Below are 15,446 nucleotides of genomic sequence, written 5' to 3' on the forward strand. Positions count from 1 at the left end.
ACACTCCAGATATTTCCCCTGCTCGTTGAAGATGCCGCGCGTTGGTAAGCGCAAAGGCAGCTTCAAGCCTGAGTGGGATAGGTTTTAGTCATCTCGCATCCATCATTATAAATGGTCTGCCGCGGAGGAAATGTAGAAATTTTCTGGAAAAATGCAGAACAGCGGGACGATCCGGCCGGATCGCCCCGAATGGCGGTGCCAACGCTTAGTCGAGCTTCACGCCGATGCGGCGCGCCACTTCTTCGTAGGCTTCGATCAGGCCGCCCAGGCTTTGACGGAAGCGGTCTTTGTCCATCTTGTCCAGGGTGTTTTTGTCCCACAGACGGCTGCCGTCCGGCGAGAATTCATCGCCCAGCACCACTTCGCCGTTGAACAGGCCGAATTCCAGCTTGAAATCGACCAGGATCAGGCCGGCGTCGTCGAACAGCTTGGTCAATACTTCGTTGGCGCGGTAGCTCAGCTCACGCATGCGCGCCAGATGCTCTTTGCTCACCCAGCCGAAGGTTTCGCAGTAGGATTCGTTGACCATCGGATCGTGCATGGCGTCGTTTTTCAGGAACAGATCGAACAGCGGCGGGTTCAACACCAGACCTTCTTCGATGCCCAGACGCTTCACCAGCGAACCGGCGGCGCGGTTGCGGATCACGCATTCCACCGGCACCATGTCCAGCTTCTTCACCAGCACTTCGTTGTCGGACAGCAGACGCTCCATCTGGGTCGGGATGCCGGCTTCTTCCAGTTTGCTCATGATGAAATGGTTGAACTTGTTGTTCACCATGCCTTTGCGATCGAACTGCTCAATGCGCTGACCATCCAGTGCTGACGTATCGTTGCGGAACTCCAACACCAACAGATCGGGATTCTCGGTGGTGTAAACGGTTTTTGCCTTTCCGCGATACAGCTCAGCTAGCTTTTGCATCTTACTTACTCCAGTGATGTATCCCCGTTGTCTCCCGAGCGCGGCCCGAAATTAGGGGGTATAGAATTGACCTAATGAATTCTTTGGCGTGCCGGGCACTATTGTGCCAAACCTGCGACGCAAACGATACCGTATAGACAAAACAAAAAGGGGCCGAAGCCCCTTTTTGGTTATTTAACGCTGGTTTTACTGAAGGCAGACTGGAATGCCGCCACCAGTGCGTCGTTTTTCGACTGGGTGAGCGGTTTGCCTTTCGGATCGATGAATTGCAGGCTGGTGCGGTTGTTGAGATCGCCGACCTGCAGCTTGTAATCCCCTTCCGCCAGCTCAGGATCCTTGACGCCCAACGCATCCCAATCGCTGCTGCTCAGGGACTTGTAGGTCACGGCGACGGTGCCCTGCGGACGGCTGCGGTCACCCACTTTCATCCCCAGTTTTTCGAGCGCCGGCGGCAGGCGATCCCACACCACGGTGTACGGGCCGCGCACGACCAACATCGGCAGGCCGGTATCATCGGCGCCGCTCTGCACGTCCAACGCGCCGAAGCGGCTGGCGGTCTGGCTGCTCGCCAGGTTGTCCTGCTTGTCCAGACCTTCGATCAGGGTGTTGATCATCATGCCGTTGTAACGCTGGATCTCAGACTGATCGGTGACCTGTTCGGTCTTGCCCTGCTGCTGCAGGCCAACGCTTTTCACCACCAGCGCCTGCTGGTAGCCTTGTTGCTGCACGCTGATCTGATAACGGCCTTCGTACTGGTTGTCTTCGTCCAGACGGTTCCACTTCACCCAGTCGGTGGTCAGGGTCTGACCGGCGTCCTGGCGGGAAGCGATCGCGATGTTCTTCGCCTGCAGCAGGCTGACGACGCGCGACCACAGGTTTTGGTTCTGCGGGCTGTTTTCCAGCAGCAGCGTGCCGCTGTCGCCGGCGTATTGCGCGCGAGAACCGCTCAGCAGCGCCAACGGCTGCACCGGCGGACGAATGTCCAGTTGCTTGCCGACGTTGCCTTGCAGCGTCGTGGCGGGCACGTCATAGTTGCCGCTCTGCACCGGCAGGATCATGCCGGACGGCGCGTTCAGCGCCTTGAGCGGAGCCGCGTCGAGGTAAGCCTCGTCGCCGCTGACCTGGCGCTTGTAGCGCTGATCGCTGCTGCAGGCCGCCAGCATCATCACCAAAGAGATGCCCACTACTTTTGCTACCGTCGACTTTTGCAATGAATAAGCCATCAAATTTCCCTTAGAGTTACAGCAAACCGACGCTTTTCAGCGCGCGCTCCACCACCGGGCGGGCGGTTTCGCTCAACGGCGTCATCGGCAGACGCAGCGTATCGGTTGCCATCAATCCCAACGCCTTACAGGCCCACTTCACCGGAATTGGGTTTGCTTCTACAAATAGATCCTGATGCAACGGCATCAAGCGCTGATTTAAGCGGCGCGCTTCGGCGAATTTGCCCTGCGCCGCCAGCGCACAAAGTTCCGCCATCTCGCGTGCAGCCACGTTGGCCGTCACGGAAATCACCCCTTTGCCGCCCAGTTGCATGAAGTCCAGGCCGCTGGCGTCGTCGCCGCTCAGCAAAATGAAGTCTTCATCGTCAACCAGCACTTGGATCTGACTAACGCGACTTAAGTTCCCCGTCGCTTCTTTTACAGCAACAATATTCTTGATTTTCGCCAGCCGAGCGATGGTCGGCGGCAGCATGTCGCAGCCGGTGCGCGAAGGCACGTTATACAGGATCTGCGGCAGCTCGGTGCTCTCGGCGATCGCCTTGAAGTGCTGATACAGCCCTTCCTGCGTCGGCTTATTGTAGTACGGCGTCACCGTCAAACAACCTACCACGCCAGTGTTGGCGAAGCGGGTGGTGAGCGCGATGGCTTCGGCGGTAGCGTTGGCGCCGGTGCCGGCGATCACCGGAATGCGGCCGTCGGCCAGCTCCAACGTCTGCAGCACCACGTCAACGTGCTCGTCATGGGCAAGCGTTGCGGACTCGCCGGTGGTCCCTACGGAAACGATCGCCGCGGTGCCACTGGCTACATGATAATCGATCAATTTTTTCAGGCTCGCGCGATCGACAGCACCTTTGTCGTCCATCGGCGTAACCAGTGCAACAATACTTCCCGTAAACATTGGCCGTCCCCTCCACAAACAAGTCACTCATGGTACTTTTGCTGCCTATCCAAAAGCAAGCGCACAACCGCGTTGTAAGCGCTTGGCAGGCGGTTTTTTTTATGTTTACCATGGTAACCCCATTAAGCACGACAGGAAGCGCCATTTTGCCTCAGTCAGACGAACACTATCTCGTGATTACCGCGCTCGGCGCCGACCGCCCCGGAATCGTCAATACCATCACCCGCCACGTCAGCAGTTGCGGATGCAATATCGAAGATAGCCGTCTGGCCATGCTGGGAGAGGAGTTCACGTTCATCATGCTGCTGTCCGGCAGCTGGAACGCCATCACCCTGATCGAATCCACCCTGCCGCAAAAAGGCGCGGAGCTGGAGCTGCTGATCGTGATGAAGCGCACAAACTCGCATGAAAGGCCGCCGATGCCGGCCACCGTGTGGGTTCAGGTCGAGGTGAAGGACTCGCCGCACATCATCGAACGTTTTACCGATCTGTTCGACTCCAGCCAGATGAATATCGCCGAGCTGGTCTCACGCACGCAGCCGGCGGACGGCGACCTGCCGCCGCAGCTGTATATTCAAATCACCGCCCACAGTTCCGGCGATCGGGACGCCTCAAATATTGAGCAAGCCTTCCATCGCCTATGTACAGAATTGAACGCGCAAGGCAGTATTAGCGTGGTGAACTATCCACAGCATGATGAGAAAGATGGAGAGTAGTGATGAGCCCATTGAAAGCCGGTGACACAGCGCCGAAATTTAGTTTGCCTGACCAGGACGGTGAGGAAATTAATTTGGCCGACTTCCAGGGACAGCGAGTATTGGTTTATTTCTATCCGAAGGCGATGACGCCGGGCTGCACCGTGCAAGCCTGCGGCCTGCGGGACAACATGGACGAATTGAAAAAGGCCGGCGTCGAAGTGCTGGGCATCAGCACCGACAAACCGGAAAAACTGTCGCGCTTCGCCGAAAAGGAGCTGCTCAACTTCACGCTGTTGTCTGATGAAGACCATCAGGTATCGCAACAGTTTGGCGTGTGGGGCGAGAAAACCTTCATGGGCAAGACCTATGACGGCATTCATCGCATCAGCTTCCTGATCGACGCCAAAGGCAAGATTGAAAAAGTGTTTGATGATTTCAAAACCACCAATCACCACGACATCGTTCTGAACTACCTGCAGCAGTAATTCTCACGAAGCGCAGCGGCCAGCTGCGCTTCGTCTCCCTCCGTCAGCCGGCCTTGTCTTCCACCTCGACCCGCAGTTCATCCGGCCAGGCGTGAATCACCGCCTTCACCAGCGTCGCCAGCGGTATGGCGAAAAACACGCCCCAGAAGCCCCACATTCCGCCGAACACGATCACCGACAGGATAATTACCAGCGGATGCAGGTTGACCGCCTCGGAGAACAGGATCGGCACCAGCAGGTTGCCGTCCAGCCCCTGCACCACCAGATAGGCGACGATCAGCGTCCAGAAATCGGCGCCGACGCCCCACTGGAACAGCGCTACCACCACCACCGGTATGGTGACCAGCACCGCGCCGATATAGGGGATCAGCACCGAAAAACCCACCAGCACCGCCAGCAGCAGCGAGTAGCGCATGTCCAGCACGGCGAACACCAGGTAGGTCGCCACGCCGACAATCACCATCTCCAGCACCTTGCCGCGAATATAGTTGGTGATCTGCTGATTCATCTCGTTCCAGACCTGCCCCGCCAGACCGCGATTGCGCGGCAACACGCGGCGCACCGCGTTCAGCAGCTGCTCTTTGTCTTTCAACAGGAAGAACATCATCATCGGCACCAGGATCAGGTAGATAGCCAGCGTCAACAGGCCGACCAGCGACGCCAGCGAGAATTTCACCACCGACTCGCCCATGCCGGACAGCCGGCTGCGCAGATTTTCCGCCATCATGTCGATGATGCCGGCATCCACCAGCGCCGGATAACGCTTCGGCAGCGTCGCGGCAAAGTTATAGAACTGGTTGAGCATGCCCGGCAGATCGCTCATCAGATTGATGCCCTGCTGCCAGGCGGTCGGCGCGACGACGAACACCAGCAGCATGGCGACGCCCGCGAACACCAGCAGCATGATGCTCGCCGCCCAGGTGCGCGAACAGCCGATGCGCTGCAGGCGCGCGGTCGGCCACTCCAGCAGATACGCCAGCACGATGGCGACCAGCAACGGGGTCAGAATGCCGTGCAGAAAATAGAGAATGAGGAAGCCGGCGACCAGGATCACCAGCAACGCGATAGCCTGTGGATCGGTGAAACGGCGGCGGTACCACTGTAATAGCATCTCCAGCATCAGAGCGGGCTCCTCGAGATTTGACGGGCGGGCATGGCGATTCCTGTGATGGGCCTGATTAAAGCATAGATAGAACGGCGCACGTGGGGGTGTGCAAAGCACTCAGAGTACTCAAAGTTCGCCATACATCAACAGCGATTTGGCTGAATTTATCGCGCCGGTGGGCGATCGGCGCAAAAATCCGCAGACGCCGCGTCAGAGTCGGTGAACGGCCCCGGGCGGGGCCGCAGAAGATTACAGCGAGGCACTGATGGAGAGCGGCGAACCGACCGCCAATGCGAACAACAACACACAGCCGATGGCGATCGCCGCCGCCAGATCATTTTTCATTGTCCTGTCCCTTGATGCGTAAACCGATTATCGCCACGAACTCTGTCGGTTCTTTACGTTGAAGGCCTCTGCCGATGCACACCATTAAAAACCCCCGCCTGAGCGGGGGGAGAAAACGTTCTGGTGCATCAAGTATTACAAGGAGGTCATGAGGGATTGCTAACCCTAAATGACTATTTCAAGCTAGGATTATTCCCAGAGCATGGCAAGCGATCGCGTCGAGGTTCTCCGCACTTTGAGAAAAACCTCATAAAAAAATCCCGCACGGCAGCGGGATGAAGGGATGATAACGTCATAAATTTTTTATGCGGACAATGAGGCGGTATTGTCGTCATTTGGCGACAATACCGCGCCGCTCAGGCGGTCTCAAGGGAAATCTGACCGCCGTAAGGAAATCAGAATTTCGCCAACGCACGCGATCGTGAGCCATTCTGCAGCAACGAAAAGAAATGGGATTTTCGTCAGACCGCCGCCGTGTAAAAACCGGTAACATGGTCGTCATAATCCCAAATGCCGTCGGGGGAGAGATGAACAACAAGCCATTTGAATTTGATGAGGCAATCTGCCAGGCAATTGGGCGCGGCGTGTGCGAAGTCGTGAAAATAGGGGATGAAATCAGCGTCTTCTCTCTGCTGGAAGCTATCGAGAGCTTCATCGAGCGGCAGGCGCTCAGCGAAAGTGAAGTGGCGGCGGCGGACGACGCGCTGGATTTGATCAGCGGATTGGTCCGCCGCCAGTGCTGACGCCTGTTACGAGGCGCAGCCGATGAGCCGTTGCTCTACCGTGACGCCGGGCATCATTTGCCGTAAACCGGCAATCAAATCGTCACCCGCCGCACGCAGCGCCGCCAACGGCATCGCCGGCAGGCTCTCCAGGATGAACCACATCCGTTCGGCCTCGGCGCTCAACCGGGTTCTGACCCCCTGGCGCCAATTCCAGCGGCGGCAGGTCACACCGCGATCGTCGCGCCAGACCACCTCACCCGCCTCCGGCGATTCATGGATCACCGCCCCCTCTTTGACGGTATCGAACAGTTCGCTGCCATCCGCGACGATCAGCCGCGGCTCGCCGACATAAGCCGCGATATTCTCGCCCCCCACCGGCACCGCATAACGAATGCTGACGGCGTTGTAGAGATCGACCACCGGATCGATGCTGGGCATCGTGCCGTCGCGCAACGCGCGCTTGCGCAAGGCGTCGGCGGAACAGGGCGTACGCTTGGGTTTGGCGCCAAACTTCATGAAGACATCGCGCCAGGCCGAGAGATGCGCCTCAGCCCAGGGCGCGTCTTCCTCGCCGAGGGCACGACAGGCCTGCGCCAACGCCAGCGCCCCCACGTCCGGGTTGGTTATGGGAGCCGCGGCCACGGTAATGCTTAACGCCCGGAAACCGGGCGCCAGCGCAGCGACGGCCGGATCGATTGACGGATCGACTAAAATCATTGAATAATCCTATATTGACCATTTTATTCCATGATATTGACCGATGAGCAAAAAAGTCAACAGACCGACCGAGTTCGGCGCCGACGTGCAAACCGTCAGCGAAGCGGTGTCGCACCGCATCAAACAGCAGCGAAAAAACCAAAAGCTGTCTCTGGACGAGCTGTCGCGCCGGGCGGGCGTCAGCAAGGGCATGCTGGTGGAGATCGAGAAAGGCAGCGCCAATCCCAGCATCGCCATCCTGTGCAAACTCGCGGCGGCGCTGGGCCTGTCGGTAGCGGACATCGTGAACGTGACCCGCGCCCCCGCCGCCTACCTGGTTGAAAGCCAAGATATTCCCACGCTGTGGCATGGCGATCGCGGCGGCTCGGCCCGTTTGCTCGCGGGCACCCAAGGCCCGAACATGATAGAACTGTGGCGGTGGGAAATGGCGCCGGGGGAAGCCTATGCATCGGGCGGCCATCCGACGGGCACCTTCGAGCTGCTGCACGTTGAGCAAGGCGTCTTGAGCCTTACCGTCGAACAAACCGAGCTCAGGATTACGCCAGGCTGTTCGGCGGTCGCCAAAACGGACGGCCCACATCGGTACGCCAACGAGGGCGAAGACACGCTTATTTTCACCATGACGGTCGCCGAACTGCACGCCTGAACGGTGGCCCAGATCTTAACGCTTGCACAGGAGAAGAACCCTCATGACAATCCCTGCCCCACGGGAGTGGCGGCGTGCTGACTATCTCGTCAGCACCGATCCCGCCCTGCTGGATCTCGATGCCATTCACGCTTTTCTGACCCGCTCCTCATGGGCGGAGGGAATCGATAAAGAAACCGTCCGCCAGTCCCTCACCCACAGCCTGTGCTTCGGTTTATATCACGAGGCCAGGCAGATCGGTTTCGCCCGGCTGGTCACCGATTACGCCACTTTCGGCTATCTGTGCGACGTGTACGTGCTGGAGACGCATCAAAAAAGCGGGCTGGGTCTGTGGCTGGCGGAATGCTGCCAGGCCCATCCGCTGATGGCGAAGCTGAGGCGAGTCATGCTGGTCACCAGCACCGCCCCCTGGCTCTATGAGAAAGTGGGCTATTCGGCCATCAACCACCCCGACTTTGTCTGGCAGATCGCCCGGCCGGACATCTACCGACGGTAATGCTATTTCAGCGCCTGCTCGGCCAGCAGCCCGAGCGCGATGACGATCATCGCCGCACCGGAGAGGCGCCCCACTCCCTTCGCTGCCTGCGGGCGCGTGCGCAGCACGGACTGTGAACCGAATCCCACCAGCAGATACACCAGGCCGCAGCTGATCAAATGCACGGCGCCCAACGCCAGCATCTGCATCGGCACCGACCACTCGGCCCGGACGTCGGTAAACTGCGGCAACAGCGCCAGAAACAGCAAAAACACCTTGGGGTTCAGGCCGCTGACGCACACGCCCTTGCCGGCCCAGCGCAGCCAGGAATCGGAACGCTGATCTTCACCGGCGCCGGGCACCGGCGGATGCAGCAGCATATTGAAACCGATCCACAGCAGGTAAGCCGCCCCCAGCAAGGTGAGCGCCGTCAGCGCCAGCGGATTGCCGACCAGCAACGCGCCGACGCCCGCCACCACGATCGCAATCATCAGCAGGTGGCCGAACAACAAACCGGCGACGGCGGGCACCACCACCCGGCCGCGAATGCCCGCCGAGATCACATAAGCCCAATCCATACCCGGCGTGATCACCAACAGAATCGACACCGCCCAAAAAGCGGCGAACAGAGCGAGCGTCATGCCGGCGCCCTCTCAAACGCACAGCGCCGCACCGAACAGAGAACCATCGCGTTTTCCTCGTAGAATAAGCACGGCCCCCGCCTGACGGCGGCCGTCAAAACCGTTCAACAGATGGCAAGAATATCCTCAAGGCGTTAAAATGTGCTTTCAATTACTTGCCTGAAATCGGCATAAGCGGGGAAATTTTTCCAAATGGACAAGATTGATCGCAAAATTCTTGCGGAACTGCAAACCGACGGGCGTTTGTCGGTGACCGAGCTGGCCGAGCGGATCGGATTGAGCGTATCCCCCTGCCACCGCCGGGTACGCGCATTAGAAGAATCCGGGGTGATCAGGGGCTACCGCGCCCAGCTCGATCCCGGCAGCCTGGGCTACAACTTCTCCGCTCTGGTGTTCGTCACCATGCGCGAAGGCGATCGCCGCGCCGTCGAAACCTTCGAAAATGCCATGGTGGACATTCCGCAGGTGGTGCAAGCGCAGCGTTTGTTTGGCGATCCCGATTATCTGCTGCACGTTATCGCCCGCGATCTGCCCGCCTTCCAGCAGCTTTACGACGAGAAGCTCTCCGCCCTGCCGGGCGTGCAGCGCCTGAGCTCCACGCTGGTGATGAAAACCGTGGTGCCGGAACGCTCTTTCCTGCCGCTGGGGAAATGACGACGGGAGCGTTGCCGCTCCCGTTTTTATCTTTTTAAGGCACAATCACGAAATCCGGATTGGCGACAGCGAACAACGCCTCGCGGTCCGCCGCCGGTGGGTAAATCCACTGCGTGTTAATCTCCTGTTTAATCTTTTTGCCTTCCTGACGGGTAAAGCGCACCTGGCGCTGCCAGCCTTCGGTATACAGCGCGCCCCAGGGGCCCAGATCCAGACAGGTCACATACTTCGGCTGGCTATACGGGTGCGTCGGCAACCCGACTAACTCCGCCGCCGCATTGTGACCGGCAACGCGGCCGAGGCTCATCGCATGCTGGCAGGTCATCAGATTGTGGTTACCGAGATCGTCGGTCGCCGCTTTCACCGTATCGCCGGTCACGAAAATGCCCGCCGCCGCCGGCGCGCGCAGGAAGGCGTCGCCGATCACTCGGCCATTAGCGTCACGTTCGCCGGGGATTTGCTCGGTCAGCGGATGCGCACGCACGCCTGCCGCCAGGATCACCGTGTTGGCGGCGATGCGCTCACCGTTCGACAACATCACCCCCTCGGCATCGATAGCCGAAACGCGCAGGCCGGCTCGCGCTTCCACGCCGCACTCCGCCAGCGCCTGGCGAATCACCGCCCCCGGCTCCGCGCCCATTCCTGCGCCCACTTCCGGGGCGCTATCGACGATCACCACGCGCACATTCTCGTTTTGCCCCAGCGCATCGCGCAGCCGCTGCGGCATCTCCGCGGCGCTCTCCAGCCCGGTCAGCCCCGCTCCCACCACCACGGCGGTGTTGCGCGCCGGCGTTGACGGTTTGGCCGCCAGCGCTTTGATATGAGCGCCCAAGCGCTGTGCGCTTTCCAGCGTATCGACGTTGAAACCGTATTCGGCAAAGCCCGGCACCGCAGGCACGGAAAGCCGACTGCCGGTGGCCCACACCAAACGATCGTAGGCCAACTCAAGGGGTTCCCCCACCGCCGGCGCCACCCTGAGCGTTTTGGCGGCGGCGTCGATACGTTCCACCGTTCCGGCCAGGTGCCGCGCACCGACGGCGGTGAGCTGCGCGGAAATGTCGGGGTTCATGTTTTCCAGCACCGCTTCATACAGGCGTGGCCGGATGGTGACCGTTGGCGTCGGCGAAACCATCAGCACCTCGATGTCGTCATGCTTACCGGCAAGGGTAATGGCGCGCATGGCGGACACGGCGGCCCAAAAACCGGCAAAACCGGAACCGGCAATCACTATTTTCTGCGTCATGGGATGACTCCTTCATACAGGGTTGACCGGGCGACGAGGCTGCCCGCAGTTTTTTCGGATGAACGGCGCCGTTCCGCTCCCGTCGCAGGGTGCAGAAGGACCGCCCGCCTCTTCCGAAGAGGCGGGAAAAAATGTGTTTTGTTTTAAGGAAAGGCGGAGTTTAGGTCTTGGCGCGAGCCGTTTTGCCGCTGCGCGCGGTGCGTTCCGTCATGCGCTCGTCGAGCCAGATGTTGACCTCGCCGAAGAAGCCCTGTGGCGCCTTGCGGCCAAAACGGGCGGCGACGTCGCCGAGGGTCTGCGCCGCCAGCGCATCGCGCATCGCCTTCTCCGCCTGCAGCATCACCGCATGGATAGCGCATTTGCCGGAGACCGCCCATTCCGGCGGGGAATCATCGAACACCGCACAGCGCCCGCGCACCTCCTGGCAATCGAACAGCGGCTTGTGCCCTTCGATGGCGTCGATAATCTCCAGAAAGCTGATCTCTTTCGCCGGACGGGCCAGCCGGTAACCGCCGCGCACCCCTTCACTGGCGGCGACGATGCCCGCCTTTTCCAGCTTGGGGAAAATCTTGGCCAGAAAGCTGGGGGAGATCCCTTGCAGTTCGGCGAGTTCGCGGCTGCTGAGCGCGCGCTGGTTATCGCCGACCAGCCACAGCAGGCAGTGGATGCCATATTCAACGCTGGTTGTGATGTACGCCATATGTCCGTTTTTGACCGTCAGTAAACCTTCAATAACGCAGACTATATGAGTCTGCGTTTATCTTGTCAATAAAACACAGACTAACTTTATCCGTGTTTTATTGAAGTTCCGTCTCGCTCCCGACGGAGAAAATGCCCTTCGAAATGAAAAATAAAACTTTTTTGCCCGATTCGCCCCCGGCTAACGTTTCCTTGTCGCCTGCCGCTGACTATGATGTGATGATTGCCGTCGCGGCGGTTTGTGATCCGCCGCACTTTCACGCGGATCGCGCCGTGGGAATAAAGAACTCTTGTCTGCTGCTGACGTCTTAGAAATGATTATTTAAGGGAAACGCCTGACTATGACCAACCGGTTGACCAAAACCGCGTTAGCGGTGCTGTTGCTCGGCACGTTGAACGCCACCGCCCTGGCGCCAGCACAGGCGGAAAGCCAGGACCAGTTGCCGGATATGGGCACCTCCGCCGGCGGCACCCTGAGCATCGGACAAGAGCTGGCGATGGGCGACTTCTACGTGCGTCAACTGCGCGCCAGCGCCCCGCTGATCAACGATCCGCTGCTGAGTCAATACATCAACCAACTGGGCAACCGGCTGGTGGCCAGCGCCTATTCGGTGCGCACGCCGTTCCATTTCTATCTGGTGCGCAACGACGAAATCAACGCCTTCGCCTTCTTCGGCGGCAACGTGGTGCTGCATTCCGCCCTGTTCCGCGTCAGCGACAACGAAAGCCAGCTGGCCTCGGTGCTGGCGCACGAAATCTCGCACGTCACCCAGCGCCACCTGGCGCGCGCAATGGAAGATCAGCAACGCAACGCCCCGTTGACCTGGGTGGGCGCGCTTGGTTCCATCCTGCTGGCGATGGCCAACCCGACCATGGGCATGGCGGCGCTGAGCGGCACCATGGCCGGCACCCAGCAGGGCATGATCAGCTTTACCCAATCGAACGAACAGGAAGCCGATCGCATCGGCATTCAGGTGCTGCAGCGCGCCGGTTTCGATCCGGAAGCGATGCCCGACTTCCTGCAGAAACTCTCGGATCAGTCGCGTTACGCCTCCAAGCCGCCGGAAATGCTGCTGACGCACCCGCTGCCGGACAGCCGTCTCTCCGACGCGCGCAACCGCGCCAACCAGATGCAGAAACACATCGTGCAGTCTTCGCAGGATTACCTGATGGCCAAGGTGCGCGCACTGGGCATGTACAGCTCGGAAGGCTATGGCCTGAACGAAGAGCTGCTCGGCTCGCTCAGCAAGGGGAACGTGCGCGAACAGGCGGCCGCCAAATACGGCCGCGCCATCCTGTTCTATGAAGCGAAAAAATACGACGACGCGCGCAACATCATTCAACCGATGCTGGCGCAGGATGCGAAAAACGTCTGGCTGATTGACCTGATGACCGATATCGATCTCGGCCAGAAACGCGCGCCGCAGGCCATCGCCCGCCTGCAGGCGGCCAACGCCGCCCAGAACAACAACCCGGTGCTGCAACTCAACCTGGCCAACGCCTATGTCGAAGGCAACCAGCCGGCGCAGGCGTCGAAGATCCTGAACCGCTATACCTTTGCCCATCCGGACGATCCGAACGGCTGGGATCTGCTGGCGCAGGCCAGCGCCGCTCAGCGGCTGCGCGATGAAGAGCTGTCGGCCCGCGCCGAAAGCCTGGCGCTGAACGGCCGGCTCGATCAGGCTATCGGCCTGCTCAGCAATGCCAGCTCGCTGCAAAAACTCGGCAGCCTGAAACAGGCGCGCTACGATGCGCGCATCGACCAGCTGCGCCAACTGCAACAGCGCTTCCGCCAATACCAGCGCAGCTGATTCAACAAGGAATGAACGCCATGAAAAACGTCACGATTTACCACAACCCGCGCTGCTCCAAGAGCCGTGAAACCCTGGCGCTGCTGGAACAGCACGGCGTCGATCCCAAGGTGGTGCTGTACCTCGAAACGCCCCCTACGGTCGATGAGCTGAAAAAGCTGTTGAAGGAACTGGGCTTCACATCGGCGCGCGAGCTGATGCGCAAAAAAGAAGATCTGTACAAGGAATTGAAGCTGGCGGACGACAGCCTGAGCGAAGAGCAACTGCTGGCGGCGATGACGGCGAACCCGAAACTGATCGAACGCCCGATCGTGGTGAAAGGCAGCAAGGCGCGCATCGGCCGGCCGCCGGAGCAGGTGCTGGAGATTTTGTAATCGTCCGGCAAATCTCTTATTGAACCGCAAAATACCAATAGCCCTGAACAGGGCTATTTTTAATTAATTGTTATATAAATACTTTTTATCATCACAGTCTTCTTTCGCTGCTATGCTGCGCAAACGCCAAATCTCTCGGTGAAACAGCCGTTGACAATCGTCAACACCCCGCCTACCCTGATCGCATCACTGGACGAGCGATGAAAAAACACCCAGACAAGCACATTCAGGCGGCATTAGCTTACGCCCTTTCTCAGGGTTGGCATTTTCGGCCCAGCAAGGGGCACGCATTTGGCCGACTACATTGCGCCTTTGCCGGGCATCAAGAACATATGATGAGCATCTGGAGCACGCCAAAAAACCCAGAGGTACATGCCAAACAGATTCGGCGCAAAGTCGATCACTGCCTGGCGCTGTCGCAGAAAAAATAACCGGAGAATCACCATGACGCTCTATCATTTCTCATTGACGCTGGATGGGGTCACCGCCGATACCGCCGGGCTGGAAGATGCGCTGTATGCGGCGGGATGCGATGACGCGCTGATCTGTTTCTACGGTAAAGCCGTTTACCTGGAGTTCGATCGAGAAAGCGATAACTTTGCGCACGCGATTTGCAGCGCCATCAGCGATATTGAATCCGCAAATATCGGCGCCAAGGTGATATCGGTGGACTCCAGTCTGGTGGGATTAAGCGATATTGCCGAGCTCACCGAACTGTCGCGTCAGGCGATCGCCATGCTAAAAGACGGGACTCGCGGCCCCGGCGGCTTCCCTTCCCCCATTCAACGGCTCGGCGGCGCCTCACCGCTGTGGCGCTGGGCTGACGTGGCGGCCTGGTTGGCACAGCAGGGGAAAATCGACCCACGGCTTGCAGACAATGCGCAGTGTCTGGAACATATCAATCTCGCTTTGCAACTGCGAAACGATCGGCAACGCCAGCAGGTTGAGCACTACTGCTCCCTGCTGGAACACGCGGAAAAATAGGCAGATTAGCCCGTTACAGCCCCAGGATCTCTTTAACGAACGGGATGGTGAGCTTGCGTTGGGCGGTGATCGAGGCGCGATCGAGTTGATCGAGGGTCATAAACAGCGTGCGCATCTCGCGATCCAGCCGTTTCAACAGGAAGCGGCCCACGTCTTCCGGCAGCTCGAAGCCGCGCAGTTTGCCGCGCAGCTGCAGCGCCAGCAGTTTCTCTTCGTCTGACAGCGGCTGCAGCTTGTAGATCTGCCCCCAGTCCAGGCGCGAAGCCAGATCCGGTAAACGCAGGTTCAGCTGACGCGGCGGACGATCCCCGGTGATAAACAAACGGGTGCGGCCGGTTTCCAGGATGCGGTTGTAGAGGTTGAAGATCGCCATCTCCCACTCTTCGTCGCCGGCGATGCATTCGATATTGTCGATGCAGACCAGCGCCAGCTGCTCCATGCCGTCCAACACTTCAGGCACGAAGTAGGCGCGCTTGTCGAGCGGCACATAGCCCACCGCTTCGCCTTTCTGCGAAAGCTCGGCGCAGGCCGCATGCAGCAGATGGCTGCGCCCGCCGCCTTCACGCGACCAGAAATAGATATAGCTGCCATGTTCCTGACGGACGGCGGATTGGATCGCGGCTAATAGGGATGGGTTCTCGCCCGGATAAAAACTGGCGAAAGTTTCATCATCGGGAAGATAAAGTGGCAGTGAAAGCTGTGCCGGCGTATTCAGAGAAGCACCTCAACCAAAACTGGCAGAAAAACGTGGGCAGTTTAACACAGAAAACGGGCGCTGTTGAACCGGCAGGATCTTATGCCGCA

The 15,446-nt window shown here is 59.3% G+C and carries 19 protein-coding genes; 10 read left to right on the forward strand and 9 right to left on the reverse strand.

The window, feature by feature from the left end; translation table 11 throughout:
• Nucleotides 1–205 precede the first annotated feature (205 nt).
• The 3 genes from purC to dapA form a co-directional block, all read right to left on the reverse strand.
• Nucleotides 206–919, reverse strand: coding sequence for a phosphoribosylaminoimidazolesuccinocarboxamide synthase (gene purC / locus ITX55_RS23195; protein WP_033644003.1), 714 nt, complete (start codon nt 917–919; stop codon nt 206–208).
• Between the two features lie 170 nt (nt 920–1,089).
• Entirely contained in the window at nt 1,090–2,142 is a 1,053-nt protein-coding gene (gene bamC, locus ITX55_RS23200) for an outer membrane protein assembly factor BamC (protein WP_033644004.1), read from the reverse strand.
• A 16-nt stretch (nt 2,143–2,158) separates the two neighbouring features.
• A complete protein-coding gene (gene dapA, locus ITX55_RS23205) occupies nt 2,159–3,040 on the reverse strand; it encodes a 4-hydroxy-tetrahydrodipicolinate synthase (RefSeq protein WP_033644005.1) in 882 nt (293 codons plus the stop codon).
• A gap of 110 nt (nt 3,041–3,150) precedes the next feature.
• Between dapA and ITX55_RS23210 the strand changes: the two genes are divergently transcribed.
• Nucleotides 3,151–3,756, forward strand: coding sequence for a glycine cleavage system transcriptional repressor (locus tag ITX55_RS23210; protein ID WP_369795937.1), 606 nt, complete (start codon nt 3,151–3,153; stop codon nt 3,754–3,756).
• Between the two features lie 2 nt (nt 3,757–3,758).
• Nucleotides 3,759–4,223 carry a thioredoxin-dependent thiol peroxidase gene (bcp, locus tag ITX55_RS23215; protein ID WP_033635500.1) on the forward strand — a complete coding sequence of 155 codons (465 nt, stop codon included), beginning with the start codon at nt 3,759–3,761 and terminating at the stop codon, nt 4,221–4,223.
• 43 nt (nt 4,224–4,266) lie between these two features.
• Here the strand turns inward: bcp and ITX55_RS23220 are convergent, their stop codons facing one another.
• Nucleotides 4,267–5,343 carry an AI-2E family transporter gene (locus tag ITX55_RS23220; RefSeq protein ID WP_033644006.1) on the reverse strand — a complete coding sequence of 359 codons (1,077 nt, stop codon included), beginning with the start codon at nt 5,341–5,343 and terminating at the stop codon, nt 4,267–4,269.
• A gap of 779 nt (nt 5,344–6,122) precedes the next feature.
• On the opposite strand from ITX55_RS23220, the gene ITX55_RS23225 reads away from it, so the two are divergent.
• Complete coding sequence (locus tag ITX55_RS23225) at nt 6,123–6,416, forward strand: hypothetical protein (protein ID WP_255612430.1); 294 nt, start codon at nt 6,123–6,125, stop codon at nt 6,414–6,416.
• A gap of 6 nt (nt 6,417–6,422) precedes the next feature.
• Here ITX55_RS23225 and ITX55_RS23230 read toward each other — a convergent pair whose 3' ends face one another.
• Entirely contained in the window at nt 6,423–7,115 is a 693-nt protein-coding gene (locus ITX55_RS23230) for a B3/4 domain-containing protein (protein WP_072627161.1), read from the reverse strand.
• A 43-nt stretch (nt 7,116–7,158) separates the two neighbouring features.
• Here ITX55_RS23230 and ITX55_RS23235 point away from each other — a divergent pair, with 43 nt between their 5' ends.
• Complete coding sequence (locus tag ITX55_RS23235) at nt 7,159–7,761, forward strand: XRE family transcriptional regulator (RefSeq protein WP_042785176.1); 603 nt, start codon at nt 7,159–7,161, stop codon at nt 7,759–7,761.
• Nucleotides 7,762–7,804: 43 nt separating this feature from the next.
• Nucleotides 7,805–8,257 carry a GNAT family N-acetyltransferase gene (locus ITX55_RS23240; RefSeq protein ID WP_089192118.1) on the forward strand — a complete coding sequence of 151 codons (453 nt, stop codon included), beginning with the start codon at nt 7,805–7,807 and terminating at the stop codon, nt 8,255–8,257.
• Nucleotides 8,258–8,259: 2 nt separating this feature from the next.
• On the opposite strand, the gene ITX55_RS23245 is transcribed toward ITX55_RS23240, so the two are convergent.
• A complete protein-coding gene (locus tag ITX55_RS23245) occupies nt 8,260–8,877 on the reverse strand; it encodes a LysE family translocator (protein WP_089192119.1) in 618 nt (205 codons plus the stop codon).
• A gap of 192 nt (nt 8,878–9,069) precedes the next feature.
• Between ITX55_RS23245 and ITX55_RS23250 the strand changes: the two genes are divergently transcribed.
• Nucleotides 9,070–9,531, forward strand: a complete 462-nt coding sequence (locus tag ITX55_RS23250) for an Lrp/AsnC family transcriptional regulator (RefSeq protein ID WP_021504394.1) — start codon at nt 9,070–9,072, stop codon at nt 9,529–9,531.
• A 34-nt stretch (nt 9,532–9,565) separates the two neighbouring features.
• On the opposite strand, the gene ITX55_RS23255 is transcribed toward ITX55_RS23250, so the two are convergent.
• Together ITX55_RS23255 and ITX55_RS23260 are read right to left on the reverse strand one after the other, a co-directional pair.
• Nucleotides 9,566–10,774 carry an NAD(P)/FAD-dependent oxidoreductase gene (locus ITX55_RS23255; protein WP_042785178.1) on the reverse strand — a complete coding sequence of 403 codons (1,209 nt, stop codon included), beginning with the start codon at nt 10,772–10,774 and terminating at the stop codon, nt 9,566–9,568.
• Between the two features lie 160 nt (nt 10,775–10,934).
• Nucleotides 10,935–11,474, reverse strand: coding sequence for an Rrf2 family transcriptional regulator (locus ITX55_RS23260; RefSeq protein WP_033644016.1), 540 nt, complete (start codon nt 11,472–11,474; stop codon nt 10,935–10,937).
• A 340-nt stretch (nt 11,475–11,814) separates the two neighbouring features.
• Here ITX55_RS23260 and ITX55_RS23265 point away from each other — a divergent pair, with 340 nt between their 5' ends.
• The 4 genes from ITX55_RS23265 (at nt 11,815) to ITX55_RS23280 (ending at nt 14,642) form a co-directional block, all read left to right on the forward strand.
• Nucleotides 11,815–13,284 carry a M48 family metallopeptidase gene (locus ITX55_RS23265; protein ID WP_223085408.1) on the forward strand — a complete coding sequence of 490 codons (1,470 nt, stop codon included), beginning with the start codon at nt 11,815–11,817 and terminating at the stop codon, nt 13,282–13,284.
• 20 nt (nt 13,285–13,304) lie between these two features.
• On the forward strand, nt 13,305–13,658 hold the full coding sequence (gene arsC / locus ITX55_RS23270; protein ID WP_004941660.1) for an arsenate reductase (glutaredoxin): 354 nt from the start codon (nt 13,305–13,307) through the stop codon (nt 13,656–13,658).
• 200 nt (nt 13,659–13,858) lie between these two features.
• A complete protein-coding gene (locus ITX55_RS23275) occupies nt 13,859–14,089 on the forward strand; it encodes a hypothetical protein (protein ID WP_033644019.1) in 231 nt (76 codons plus the stop codon).
• A 13-nt stretch (nt 14,090–14,102) separates the two neighbouring features.
• Entirely contained in the window at nt 14,103–14,642 is a 540-nt protein-coding gene (locus ITX55_RS23280) for an AlpA family transcriptional regulator (protein ID WP_033644020.1), read from the forward strand.
• A 13-nt stretch (nt 14,643–14,655) separates the two neighbouring features.
• Here ITX55_RS23280 and hda read toward each other — a convergent pair whose 3' ends face one another.
• Nucleotides 14,656–15,357, reverse strand: a complete 702-nt coding sequence (hda, locus tag ITX55_RS23285) for a DnaA inactivator Hda (protein ID WP_025159568.1) — start codon at nt 15,355–15,357, stop codon at nt 14,656–14,658.
• Nucleotides 15,358–15,446 lie beyond the last annotated feature (89 nt).

This window comes from Serratia sp. EWG9 (assembly GCF_019913725.1).
GTDB lineage: Bacteria > Pseudomonadota > Gammaproteobacteria > Enterobacterales > Enterobacteriaceae > Serratia > Serratia ureilytica.